This window comes from Streptomyces sp. WZ-12 (assembly GCF_028898845.1).
Taxonomy (GTDB): Bacteria; Actinomycetota; Actinomycetes; order Streptomycetales; family Streptomycetaceae; genus Streptomyces.
On sequence record NZ_CP118574.1, the window covers coordinates 2,674,955 to 2,687,026 of the forward strand.

Below are 12,072 nucleotides of genomic sequence, written 5' to 3' on the forward strand. Positions count from 1 at the left end.
GCGGCCGGTATTGCCCGACCGCCGTGCTGGGCCCCTCCCGGGCCACGCGGCGGGCACGTACCGTCACCGGAACGCGGCCGTATCCCGCCGCAGGTACGACCGCCCAGGCCCCGACTCATGTCGTCGCCTGCGCCGGAAGATCAGGGCGGACCGGCGGAACGCCCGGGGCGGCGGGAAGCGTCAGCACCATCGTCATGCCGCCCCCCGGAGTGTCCTCCGCCGCCAACGTCCCACCGATCGCCTCCGCGAAACCACGCGCCACGGCCAGCCCGAGCCCCACCCCGGCGCCCCGCGGAGCGTCCCCGTACCGCTGGAACGGCTCGAAGATCCGGTCCTTGGCGCTGTCCGGCACCCCCGGACCCCGGTCGGCGATCCGCAGCTCCACCCGGTCGCCGAGCGCGCTGGCCGCGACCAGCACCGCCTCCCCGTCCGGGCTGTACTTCACGGCGTTCTCCACCAGATTGGCCACCGACCGCTCCAGCAGCCCCGGGTCCACCGCCACCATCGGCAGCTCCTCCGGGATGTCCAACGCGACACTGCCCTCCGGGACACCGCCCAGCGCCATCGGCACCACCTCGTCGAGGTCGATCTCCCGGATCAGCGGCGTGACCGTCCCGGTCTGCAGCCGCGACATGTCCAGCAGATTGCCCACCAGGTGATCCAGCCGGTCCGCGCCCGCCTCGATGCCCTCCAGCAGCTCCGCCTCGTCCTCCTCCGACCACGCCACATCGTCCGACCGCAACGACGTCACCGACGCCTTGATGCTCGCCAGCGGCGTCCGCAGATCATGGCTGACCGCGGCCAGCAACGCGGTCCGTATCCGGTTGCCCTCCGCCAGCTCCTGGGCCCGCTCGGCCTCTCCCACCAGCCGCTGCCGGTCCAGGACGACGGCGGCCTGCGCGGCGAACGCGGCCAGCACCCGGCGGTCCTCCGCCGGCAGCACCCGGCCGGTCAGCGCCAGCGCCATGTGGTCCCCCACCGGCATGTCCACGTCCGCGTCCTCGGGGCGCCGCAGCGGGGGCACGCTCTCGTCGCCGCCGGCCCGGCCCGCGCACGTCCACGGATCGACGTCGCTGCGCCGCTCCAGCAGCGCCACGGTGTCCATCCCGAACGTCTCCCGCACCCGCTCCAGCAGCGCGTCCAGCGTGGTCTCGCCGCGCAGCACGCTGCCCGCCAGGAACGACAGGATCTCCGACTCGGCGCGCAACCGCGCCGCCTGGTGGGTCCGCCGGGTGGCCAGATCCACCACCGACGCCACCGACACCGCCACCGCGAAGAAGATCGCTATCGCCACGATGTTCTTCGGGTCGTTGACCGTGAGCGTGTGGGTGGGCGGCGTGAAGTAGAAGTTCAGCAGCAACGAGCCGACCGCCGCCGACGCCAGCGCCGGCAACTGCCCACCGAGCAGCGCCGCGATGACCGTCAGGAACAGGAACAGCAGCACGTCGTTGGCGAGCCCCGGCCCGTTCGAGATCTTGGTCAGCAGCAACGACAACAGCGCCGGACCGCCGACCCCGACCAGCCAGCCGGCGACGATCCTCGACCGCCCCAGCCGCGCCCCCCGCGCCACCGGCAGCCCCCGGCCCTTGGCCACCTCGTCGTGCGTCACGATGTGCACGTCGAGGTCCGGCCCGGACTCCCGGGCCACCGTCGCCCCCACACCCGGGCCGAAGATGTACTGCCACGACTTGCGGCGGCTCGATCCGAGCACGATCTGAGTGGCGTTCACCCCCCGGGCGAACTCCAGCAACGCGCTCGGTATGTCGTCCCCGATGACGTGATGGAAGGTCCCGCCGAGGTCCTCCACCAGGGTCCGCTGGACCGCGAGTTCCTTCGGCGAGGCCGAGGTCAGCCCGTCGCTGCGGGCGATGTAGACGGCGAGCACCTCGCTGCCCGACCCCTTCGCGGCCATCCGCGCGGCCCGGCGGATCAGCGTCCGCCCCTCCGGACCGCCGGTCAGCCCGACCACGATCCGCTCCCGCGCCTGCCACGTCGAGCGGATCGAATGCTCCGCCCGGTACTGCTGGAGGTACTCGTCCACCCGGTCGGCCACCCACAGCAGCGCCAGCTCCCGCAGCGCGGTGAGGTTGCCCGGCCGGAAGTAGTTCGACAGCGCCGCGTCGACCTTGTCCGACTGGTAGATGTTGCCGTGCGCCATCCGCCGCCGGATCGCCTGCGGCGACATGTCGACCAACTCGATCTGGTCGGCCCGCCGGACGACCTCGTCCGGCACCGTCTCCCGCTGCCGCACTCCCGTTATTGACTCGACGACGTCCCCGAGCGATTCCAGGTGCTGGATGTTCACCGTCGAGATCACCGTGATCCCGGCTTCCAGCAACTCCTCGACGTCCTGCCAGCGCTTGCCGTTGCGGGACCCGGGAACGTTGGTGTGCGCCAGCTCGTCGACCAGCGCCACGGCCGGTTTCCGCTCCAGCACCGCGTCGACGTCCATCTCCGTGAACGTCGACCCGCGGTACTCCAGCTCCCGTCGCTGCACCTGCTCCAGGCCGTGCAGCATCACCTCGGTGCGGGGCCTGCCGTGGTGCTCGACGAACGCCACCACGACGTCCGTACCGCGCTCCACGCGCCGATGCGCCTCCGACAGCATCGCGTACGTCTTGCCGACGCCCGGTGCCGCGCCGAGATATATCCGTAGCTTGCCGCGTGCCATGGCCCCATTGTCTTACGTGAAGGCCGCCCCCACCGGGCTAGACCTGATGCGACCCTACCGACCGTTTCGCCGAAAAAAGCCCCAGGTAGCGGCTTCTCGCCCGGTCTTTACGCGACTCTGATACACCTTCTGAGCAGGGAGCTGATCGGGCTGCCGGGCACTCTGGTAAGGGACGCCACCGACCCTCCGGCGACCGCCTCCGGGCCGCCGAAACGGGTCGCCCGCGACCGGAATCACTGGCCGAAACAAAGCGATCGCCCCTGCCGAGACCCCCTGCCACGATGCCTCCCATGACCCCCATGTCCCCCACGAGCCACCCGACCCCCGCCTCCTCCGAACACCCCACCAGCGCCGCCTCGGTGCGCGTCGTCCACACCGCCGACCTCGACACCGCCACCCTCAACGCCGCCCGCATCCTCCTCTACGACGTCTTCGACGACATGACCGCCGAGGACTGGGAGCACGCCCTCGGCGGCCTGCACGCCCTCGTCCACGAGGACGGCGAACTGATCGGCCACGCCGCCGTCGTCCAACGCCGCCTACTGCACAACGGCCGGGCCCTGCGCTGCGGCTACGTCGAGGGCGTCGGCGTCCGCGCGGACCACCGCGGACGCGGCCACGGCGCCGCCCTGATGAAAGCCCTGGAACGCGTGATCCGCAACGCCTACGACCTCGGCGCACTCAGCGCCGCCGCCGACGCCGCCACCTTCTACGCCGCCCGCGGCTGGCAACCCTGGCGCGGCCACTCCTGGACCCTCACCCCAACCGGCCCCCGCCGCACCGCGAACGAGGACGGCACCCTCTACGTCCTCCCGTCGTCCGTACCCCTCGCCCCCGAGGCCGACCTGACGTGCGATTGGAGGGAGGGGGACGTTTGGTAGGGGCGGAGGGAGGTGGGCTGGTGGTCCCACCATCACGCCCACGCCCATGCCCACGCCTCACTCCACCGTCTCCGAATCCATTCCGAATCGCCCCCAACTCCGCTCCATCTCCGCACACTTAGGGAAATCCACTACCGAACTGCTCGCCTCCTCAACACTCTTCCCTCCCGCCGCAAAAACAGTATGAGGATCCCGCGCCCGGGCCGACAACGCCTGTGGATAACTCGCAGAAGACGCAGATCGGGCCGCTTCAAGCGGAGTTGGAGGACGCGCTCCAGGGCGGGTGCCGGCACGGACCGGCACAAGCCGACGCAGGCCGCCGCTCGCTTCCGCGCCACACGCACAAAGGGGAGGCCCCGGGGAAGATCATCCCCGGGGCCTCCCCCGCATGCCGATCGGTCGCGGCGACTGGCTACGGCAGACGCGCGCCGCGTGAGGTGCCTTGGTGGGGCACCGTTCGTCACCGCTGTCCCTGTGCCAGGTCCCGGAGTGCGATGTTGAGTTCCAGGACGTTGACCCGGGGCTCCCCCATGAATCCCAACTGGCGTCCCTGGGTGTGGTCCTGGACGAGCTGCCTCACCTTGTCGGCAGGGAGGCGGTTCTCCTTGGCGACGCGGTTGACCTGGAGGAGTGCGAACTCCGGGGAGATGTCGGGGTCGAGGCCGGAGCCGGACGAGGTCACGGCGTCGGCCGGCACCTGCGACTCGGGGACACCGTAGGTGGTGGCGACCCAGTGCTTGCGCTCCTTGATGGCCTTGACGAGGTCGGTGTTGGTGGCGCCCAGGTTGGAGGCGCCGGACACCTGGAGGTTGTACTGGGGGTTGACGCCGTTGGCCCGGTTGCTGGTGAGTCCGGCCGAGGGGCGGGGCTGGAAGTAGTGGAGGTCCGGGATCGGGTTGCCCTTCTTGTCAGTGCCCTTGTCGTAGCGCTGACCGAGGAGGCTGGAGCCGACGACCTTGCCGTGAGAGGTCACCTCGGAGCCGTTGGCCTTGTTGTTGAAGGCGGCCTGCGCCACTCCGGTGACCACCAGGGGGTAGATCACCCCGCAGACGACGGTCAGGACGAGCAGGGCGCGCAGGCCCGCGGTCAGCAACCGTGCTGTGTTGCGTACGGAGTTGTTCATGGCGGGTCACCCGATTCCGGGGATGAGGGAGATCAGCAGGTCGATGAGTTTGATGCCGATGAACGGGGCGATGAGGCCGCCCAGTCCGTAGACCGCGAGGTTCCGGCGGAGCATCTTGTCGGCGCTGACGGGGCGGTAGCGCACGCCCTTGAGGGCGAGCGGCACGAGGGCCACGATGATCAGCGCGTTGAAGATGATCGCGGAGAGGATGGCGGAGTTGGGGCTGGACAGCCGCATGATGTTGAGGGTGCCCAGACCGGGGTAGGCCACCGCGAACATCGCGGGGATGATCGCGAAGTACTTGGCGACGTCGTTGGCGATCGAGAAGGTCGTCAACGCACCGCGGGTGATGAGGAGTTGCTTGCCGATCTCGACGATCTCGATCAGCTTGGTCGGGTTGGAGTCGAGGTCGACCATGTTGCCGGCCTCCTTCGCCGCGGAGGTACCGGTGTTCATCGCCACACCGACGTCCGCCTGCGCCAGCGCCGGGGCGTCGTTCGTCCCGTCACCGGTCATCGCGACCAGCTTCCCGCCGGCCTGTTCGCGCTTGATGAGCGCCATCTTGTCTTCGGGGGTGGCCTCGGCGAGGAAGTCGTCCACGCCGGCCTCGTCCGCGATGGCCTTGGCGGTCAGCGGGTTGTCACCCGTGATCATGACCGTCTTGATGCCCATCTTGCGGAGCTCGACGAAGCGCTCGCGCATGCCGTCCTTGACGACGTCCTTGAGGTGGATCACACCGAGGACGCGGGGGCCGCTCTCGTCCTCCAGCGCGACCAGCAGCGGGGTACCGCCGGCCTGGGAGATCGTGTCGGCGAGCTGCCGGGCGTCCTCGGTGGCCTCGCCACCGCGCTCCTGGACCCAGGCGAGAACGGAGCCGCTGGCACCCTTGCGGATCTTGCGGCCGTCGACGTCGACGCCGGACATCCGGGTCTGCGCGGTGAACGGGATCCACTCGGCGCCCGTCAACGTGTCGGCGTTGAACTCACCCTCGCGCAGCGCGTACTTCTCCCTGGCGAGTTCGACGACGGAGCGTCCCTCGGGGGTCTCGTCGGAGAGCGAGGAGAGCTGGGCGGCGTCGGCGAGTTCCGTCTCGTCGGCGCCGGGGACGGGGACGAACTCGGCGGCGCGGCGGTTGCCGTAGGTGATGGTGCCGGTCTTGTCGAGCAGCAATGTCGACACATCGCCAGCCGCCTCGACGGCACGTCCGGACATGGCGAGCACGTTGCGCTGCACCAGGCGGTCCATGCCGGCGATGCCGATGGCGGAGAGGAGCGCGCCGATGGTCGTCGGGATGAGGCAGACCAACAGGGCGAGCAGCACGATCATCGGCTGCTCGGCGCCGGCGTAGATGGCGAACGGCTGGAGGGTGACGACCGCCAGCAGGAAGACGATGGTGAGGGACGCGAGAAGGATGTTCAGCGCGATCTCGTTGGGCGTCTTCTGCCGTGCCGCGCCCTCGACCAGGTTGATCATCCGGTCGATGAAGGTCTCGCCGGGCTTCGTCGTGATCTTGATGACGATGCGGTCGGAGAGGACCTTGGTGCCGCCGGTGACGGCACAGCGGTCGCCGCCGGACTCCCGGATGACGGGCGCGGATTCGCCGGTGATGGCGGATTCGTCGACGGAGGCGACGCCTTCGACGACGTCACCGTCGCCGGGGATGATGTCGCCGGCCTCGCAGACGACGAGGTCGCCGACGCGGAGTTCGGTGCCGGGTACCTGTTCCTCGTCGGTGCCGTTGAGGCGGCGGGCGACGGTGTCGGTCTTGGCCTTGCGGAGGGTGTCGGCCTGCGCCTTGCCGCGGCCCTCGGCGACGGCCTCGGCGAGGTTGGCGAAGATGACGGTCAGCCACAGCCAGACGGCGATCGCCCAGCCGAACCAGTCGGAAGGTGACAGGCAGGCAAATATCGTGGTGAGGACGGAGCCGACCTCGACGACGAACATGACGGGCGACTTGATCATCACCCGCGGGTTCAGCTTCCGCAGGGCGTCCGGCAGGGACGTGACGAGTTGCTTGGGGTCGAAGAGACCGCCGCCCACACGGCCGTCTCCGGACTGCTGCCCGCCCGTGTCGTCCTGTTCTGGAGCACGGGTCGGTATTGCGGTGGACATGGAGCCGGGCTCCTCCGGTTTCACGGGGACGGTCATGACAGGCCCTCCGCCAGCGGCCCGAGGGCGAGTGCCGGGAAGTAGGTCAGACCGGTGATGATCAGGATCGTGCCGACGAGCAGCCCGGCGAAGAGCGGCTTCTCGGTACGGAGGGTGCCCGCGGTCTCGGGGACCGGCTGCTGCTCGGCGAGCGAACCGGCGAGGGCGAGCACGAACACCATCGGGAGGAAGCGACCGAGCAGCATGGCCAGGCCGATCGTGGTGTTGTACCAGGGGGTGTTGGCGTTCAGTCCGGCGAAGGCGGAGCCGTTGTTGTTGGCGCCGGAGGTGTAGGCGTAGAGGACTTCGGAGAAGCCGTGGGGCCCTGCGCCCAGTGCCTTGGTGTTGAGCATCGAGCCGACGGCATCGGGAAGCACCATGGACGCGGCGGTGAAGCCGAGGACCAGGGTGGGGGTGATGAGGATGTAGCACGCGGCGAGCTTGATCTCGCGGGTGCCGATCTTCTTGCCGAGGTACTCGGGGGTGCGGCCGACCATGAGGCCGGCGATGAAGACGGCGATCACGGCCATGACGAGCATGCCGTAGAGGCCGGATCCCACGCCGCCGGGGGCGATTTCACCGAGCATCATGCCGAGCAGTTGGATGCCGCCGCCGAAGGCCGTGAAGGAGTCGTGGAAGGCGTCGACGGCTCCGGTCGAGGTGAGGGTGGTGGCGACGGAGAAGATGGCGGAGGAGCCGACTCCGAAGCGGTTCTCCTTGCCCTCCATCGCGGCGCCGGCCGCCTGCAACGCGGGCCCGCCGTGGGCGAACTCGCTCCACATCATCAGCGCGGTGAAGCCGAGCCAGATGACGCCCATGGTGGCGAGGATGGCGTAGCCCTGCTTCACGTTCCCGACCAGCTTGCCGAAGGTGCGGGTGAGCGAGAAGGGGATGACGAGGATCAGGAAGATCTCGAAGAGGTTGGTGAAGGCGTTGGGGTTCTCGAACGGGTGGGCGGAGTTGGCGTTGAAGTAGCCGCCCCCGTTGGTGCCGAGTTCCTTGATGACTTCCTGGGAGGCGACCGCGCCACCGTTGGTCTGCTGGGCGCCGCCCATGAATTGGCCGACCTCGTGGATGCCGGCGAAATTCTGGATGGCACCGCAGGCGACGAGGATGACCGCGCCGACGACGGCGAGGGGGATCAGGACGCGGATTGTGCCGCGTACCAAGTCGGCCCAGAAGTTGCCCAGTTCACCGGTGCGGGAGCGGGCGAAACCGCGGACCAGGGCGATGGCGACGGCCATGCCGGTGGCGGCGGAGACGAAGTTCTGGACGGCGAGCCCGAGGGTCTGGACGACGTGACCCATGGACTGTTCACCGCTGTACGACTGCCAGTTGGTGTTGGCGACGAACGAAGCGGCGGTGTTGAAAGCCTGGTCGGGACTGATGGAGGCGAATCCGAGGGAGAGCGGCAGTCCCCCCTGGATCCGCTGGATCAGGTACAGGAAGAGCATCCCGGCCAGGGAGAAGGCGAGGACGCCACGGAGGTACGCGGGCCAGCGCATCTGCGTGTCCGCGTTGGCGCCTATGCAACGGTAGATGACCTTCTCCACGCGCAGATGGCGCGGGGAACTGTAGGCGGCGGCCATGTAGTCGCCGAGGGGGCGGTACACCAGGGCGAGCGCTGCGATGAGCGCCGTCAACTGGAGCACGCCGGCGAGAGCGGGGCTCATCTGGCCCGCTGCGGTTGCAGCTGTCGACACCTCAGAACCTCTCCGGGAAAACGAGGGCGAGGACCAGGTACCCGAGGAGGGCGACGGCCACGATGAGGCCGACGATGTTCTCGATGGTCACAGCTTCGCCACCCCCTTGGCGACGAGAGCCACCACTGCGAAGACAGCGAGGGTGGCGACGACGAAGGCCACGTCGGCCATCGTGTGCTCCTAGATGGGCAGACGGAATTGGACCCCTAGAGCAAACCGCCGTTCTTCCGCCACTTGAGCCCTGTTGACGCCTCCCTTACGGCCATTAGCGTTCCGTTGACGGTTTTCTTACGCAGCCTGATCTGACCTGCACAAACAAGAAGGGGCCGTACCCCCTTACGGGAGTACGGCCCCTTCCAACCGTCATGTTTGAGCCGTTGCCGGGGCGTTGGTGCAGCGTAATCGCGGTGTCGTAGTACCCCGGCCGCGCCGACGGCGGGTCAGCGGATCTCGGTGATCTCCGGCCCGCGCTCCAGGCGCTCCACGCCGCCGCCGAAGCGCGACCCCTCGGCCTGCTCCTGCTGGACCCCGTCCGGCACCATCTGGGCGTCGTCCGGCAGCTTGAGGACGATCGGGTCGCGGGGCGCCATCGGGGCCTCGCCGCGCACGACGACGGTGTCCCGGAAGATGTGCTCCAACACCCCGGCGGCCTGCGGCTGCACCGCACCCTGCCCGGAGATCACACCGCGCAGGAACCAGCGCGGACCGTCCACGCCGACGAAGCGCACGACCTGCACGCCGTTGGCCCCGTCCGGCAGTTGCACCGGCACCTGGGCGCGCAGCTCCCAGCCGAGCGGACCCTCGACCTCGTCGATGACGCCGCCCTGCTGCGTGATGCCGGAGGCGATCTCCTCGCGGACCTCGCCCCAGATGCCCTCGCTCCTCGGGGCGGCGAACGCCTGCAACTGCACGGCGCTGTCCTGGAGGACGATCGTCGCGGCCACGATCGCGTCGCCGGCGACCTCGACCCGCAGCTCCATGCCCTCGACGCCGGGGACGTGCAGGCCGCCGAGGTCCACCCGACCCTCGCCGGGCTCCTTGACCTCCGACACGTCCCAGGGGCCGTCGGGGCGCGGCGCGGGCGGAAGGTTGAGCCGCGCTTGCGTCGCGTCGTCGTTCTCGCCGTCCGTCGTCTCTTCGGCGAGCGCCGTGTCCTCGGCGGGCTCTACAGGAGCCTCGTTCTTCTTGCGACGTCCGAACACGTCACTGTCCTTCCCGGTCGCCAACGACCGATGCGTATTCATTCCCGCCCGTGGAGCCGTCCACCGCCGCATGACCGCCGGTGGACCCGAATCCCCCTTCGGCCCGCGCCGAGCCGGGAAGTTCCGCCACCTCGTGGAAGCGCACCTTCTCGACCTGCTGGACGACCAACTGGGCGATCCGGTCGTACTTCTCGAACCGCACACTCTCCCGCGGATCCAGATTGACCACGATCACCTTGATCTCTCCACGGTACCCGGCATCGACCGTCCCGGGGGCATTCACCAGCGCCAATCCGCAGCGGGCCGCCAGCCCGGATCGCGGGTGCACGAACGCCGCGTAGCCGTCGGGCAGCGCGATCGAGACACCGGTGGGGAGGACGGCGCGCTCCCCCGGTGCCAGCTCGGCGGCCTCGGTGGTCACCAGGTCGACGCCCGCGTCGCCCGGGTGCGCATAGCTCGGAACGGGAACGTCCGGGTCCAGCCGGCGCAGCAGCACATCAATCGGATTCCGTCGCTGATTCACGGGTTCACCTCGAAGGCACGCGCTCGCTTGACCTGGTCCGGGTCGGCCATCGCCGCCTGGATCTCCTCGGTCCTACCGTTGTCGATGAAGTGGTCGACCTTGACCTCGATGAAGACGGCCCGGGCACGCACCGCGACCGGCCCGTCCGGGCCGCCTATCCGACCCACCGCCGACGAATAGATCTTCCGGCCGTGCACCGCGGTGACCTCCGCCTCCAGGTGCAGCACGGTGCCCAACGGGACGGGCGCCATGAAGTCGGTCTCCAGCCGTCCGGTCACCGCGATCACCCGCAGCAGCCAGTTCAGCGAGCCGAGCGTCTCGTCCAGCGCGGTGGCCAGCACGCCGCCGTGCGCGAGCCCGGGGGCACCCTGGTGGGCCTCCTTGACGGTGAACTCGGCGGTGACGCGCACGCCGTCGCCGGCCCGGGCCTCCAGGTGCAGCCCGTGCGGCTGGCCCGCGCCACAACCGAAGCACCGGTCGTAGTGCGCCCCGAGCAGTTCACCGGGTGCCGGTGCGTCCGGGTGCCGGACCGGGGCCGTGGCGTCCTCGGGTGGCGTCAGCCGCGTCCTGGGTTGGTCAGTTCCACTCACGAGTGCAGACCCTACCCGCGCGCGTAAGGGGCGCGTGCCGCCGTGCCAAGCTGGACCCATGCAGTCGTACGAAGAACGTCTCACCGCGCCCCGCTCCTGGTGGGTGATCGCCGCGCTCATCGGCGTCGCCTGCGCCCTGATGCTGCTCCCCTTGGGGACGCTGCCGATGCTCGGCGGGCTCATCGGCGGCGCGGCGCTGTCCGCGGTCGCGGTCAGTTCGTACGGCTCGGTGCGGATCCGGGTGGTCGGCGGCGCGCTGGTCGCCGGGGACGCCAAGATCCCGGTGTCGGCGCTGGGTGAGGCGCACGCGCTGGACGCCGCCGAGGCGATGGCGTGGCGGACGCACAAGGCGGACGCGCGGGCCTTCATGGTGCTGCGGAGCTACGTACCGACGGCGGTCCGGGTGGAGATCGTCGACCCCGAGGACCCGACGCCGTACGCCTACGTGTCGACGCGGGAGCCGGAGCGGCTGGTCGCGGCGCTCTCGGCGGCGCGCGACTGACCGGCCGGGGCGTCCGGGAGGGCGTCCCAAGAGATCTGGTGGCGGCGCAGGTCCGCGCGGATCTTCTCGGCGAGCTTCCGGGTGTCGCGGCGGTTGAGGAACGCGCCGACCGCGGCGCCGATCAGGAACGGCGTGAGGTTGGGCAGATTGCGCAGGGTGCGCTTCATGATCTGCTGACGCAGCTCGCGCCGCATCGGCCCGCCGAGCGCGACGTTGAGCGAGGCGGGCTTGGCGATGTCGATGCCGCGCTCCTGCGTCCAGGACGTCAGGTAGGCGGCGGTGCGCTGGGTGCGGCTCCCCGTGGGCCGCAGCCCGTATACCTCGTGAAGCTCGGCGATCAGTTTGATCTCGACCGAGGCAACACCCGCGACCTCGGCGGCGAGTTCGGCCGGCACGGCGGGTGGGACGGGCAGCATGGCGGCCGCGCCGACACCCGCGCCGACGGTGGCGGTGCCCGCACAGGCGCCCGCCACCAACTTGTCGGCGAGCTCCTCGGGGGTCAGGCCGGGGAACTGCGCGCGCAAGGTGGTGAGGTCGCGGACCGGGATCCTGGGAGCGGTGGCGATGATCCGGTCGGCGATCACGCCGAGCGCGGACCGTACGCCGTCGCGGCCCTTCCTGGCTCCGCGGACCGCCGCGCCCGCGAACGAGGCCGGCCGGCCCCGCCGCTTCGGCTCGCCGGCCATCCGTTCCTCGGGGAGGGCGGTCGGGTCGGCGGGCACGGGCGCT

General features: G+C 70.0%; 11 protein-coding genes. 2 read left to right on the forward strand and 9 right to left on the reverse strand.

Annotation, left to right across the window (positions count from 1 at the left end; genetic code table 11):
- Nucleotides 1-115: 115 nt before the first annotated feature.
- The gene (locus tag PV796_RS11150) at nt 116-2,671 is read right to left on the reverse strand and encodes a sensor histidine kinase (protein ID WP_274912800.1); all 2,556 of its coding nucleotides are present in this window, start codon (nt 2,669-2,671) and stop codon (nt 116-118) included.
- 299 nt (nt 2,672-2,970) lie between these two features.
- On the opposite strand from PV796_RS11150, the gene PV796_RS11155 reads away from it, so the two are divergent.
- Nucleotides 2,971-3,552 (forward strand): GNAT family N-acetyltransferase, encoded by a 582-nt coding sequence (locus tag PV796_RS11155; RefSeq protein WP_274918969.1) that lies wholly within the window; start codon nt 2,971-2,973, stop codon nt 3,550-3,552.
- 460 nt (nt 3,553-4,012) lie between these two features.
- On the opposite strand, the gene kdpC is transcribed toward PV796_RS11155, so the two are convergent.
- The 7 genes from kdpC to PV796_RS11190 form a co-directional block, all read right to left on the reverse strand.
- Entirely contained in the window at nt 4,013-4,675 is a 663-nt protein-coding gene (gene kdpC / locus PV796_RS11160) for a potassium-transporting ATPase subunit KdpC (RefSeq protein WP_274912801.1), read from the reverse strand.
- Between the two features lie 6 nt (nt 4,676-4,681).
- Nucleotides 4,682-6,787 (reverse strand): potassium-transporting ATPase subunit KdpB, encoded by a 2,106-nt coding sequence (gene kdpB / locus PV796_RS11165; protein WP_274912802.1) that lies wholly within the window; start codon nt 6,785-6,787, stop codon nt 4,682-4,684.
- Between the two features lie 32 nt (nt 6,788-6,819).
- Entirely contained in the window at nt 6,820-8,496 is a 1,677-nt protein-coding gene (gene kdpA, locus PV796_RS11170; protein ID WP_274918971.1) for a potassium-transporting ATPase subunit KdpA, read from the reverse strand.
- Between the two features lie 31 nt (nt 8,497-8,527).
- A complete protein-coding gene (kdpF, locus tag PV796_RS11175) occupies nt 8,528-8,617 on the reverse strand; it encodes a K(+)-transporting ATPase subunit F (protein WP_016575741.1) in 90 nt (29 codons plus the stop codon).
- Between the two features lie 349 nt (nt 8,618-8,966).
- On the reverse strand, nt 8,967-9,770 hold the full coding sequence (locus PV796_RS11180) for a DUF3710 domain-containing protein (protein ID WP_376565196.1): 804 nt from the start codon (nt 9,768-9,770) through the stop codon (nt 8,967-8,969).
- Nucleotides 9,730-10,251 carry a dUTP diphosphatase gene (dut, locus tag PV796_RS11185; protein WP_274912804.1) on the reverse strand — a complete coding sequence of 174 codons (522 nt, stop codon included), beginning with the start codon at nt 10,249-10,251 and terminating at the stop codon, nt 9,730-9,732. Before dut ends, PV796_RS11180 begins: the two co-directional genes overlap by 41 nt.
- Nucleotides 10,248-10,841, reverse strand: a complete 594-nt coding sequence (locus PV796_RS11190) for a PaaI family thioesterase (protein ID WP_274912805.1) — start codon at nt 10,839-10,841, stop codon at nt 10,248-10,250. The genes dut and PV796_RS11190 overlap by 4 nt, the downstream gene beginning before the upstream one ends.
- 58 nt (nt 10,842-10,899) lie before the next feature.
- Between PV796_RS11190 and PV796_RS11195 the strand changes: the two genes are divergently transcribed.
- Complete coding sequence (locus tag PV796_RS11195; RefSeq protein ID WP_274912806.1) at nt 10,900-11,343, forward strand: DUF3093 domain-containing protein; 444 nt, start codon at nt 10,900-10,902, stop codon at nt 11,341-11,343.
- Here the strand turns inward: PV796_RS11195 and PV796_RS11200 are convergent.
- Entirely contained in the window at nt 11,283-12,065 is a 783-nt protein-coding gene (locus tag PV796_RS11200; RefSeq protein ID WP_342456904.1) for a hypothetical protein, read from the reverse strand. The genes PV796_RS11195 and PV796_RS11200 overlap by 61 nt on opposite strands.
- Nucleotides 12,066-12,072 lie beyond the last annotated feature (7 nt).

Excerpts from the sequence above, each read along its gene's own strand:
- PV796_RS11150 (WP_274912800.1), bottom strand. The coding sequence starts at position 2,671 with ATGGCACGCGGCAAGCTACGGATATATCTCGGCGCGGCACCGGGCGTC.
- PV796_RS11155 (WP_274918969.1), top strand. The coding sequence starts at position 2,971 with ATGTCCCCCACGAGCCACCCGACCCCCGCCTCCTCCGAACACCCCACC.
- kdpC (WP_274912801.1), bottom strand. The coding sequence starts at position 4,675 with ATGAACAACTCCGTACGCAACACAGCACGGTTGCTGACCGCGGGCCTG.
- kdpB (WP_274912802.1), bottom strand. The coding sequence starts at position 6,787 with ATGTCCACCGCAATACCGACCCGTGCTCCAGAACAGGACGACACGGGC.
- kdpA (WP_274918971.1), bottom strand. The coding sequence starts at position 8,496 with ATGAGCCCCGCTCTCGCCGGCGTGCTCCAGTTGACGGCGCTCATCGCA.
- PV796_RS11180 (WP_376565196.1), bottom strand. The coding sequence starts at position 9,770 with ATGAATACGCATCGGTCGTTGGCGACCGGGAAGGACAGTGACGTGTTC.
- PV796_RS11195 (WP_274912806.1), top strand. The coding sequence starts at position 10,900 with ATGCAGTCGTACGAAGAACGTCTCACCGCGCCCCGCTCCTGGTGGGTG.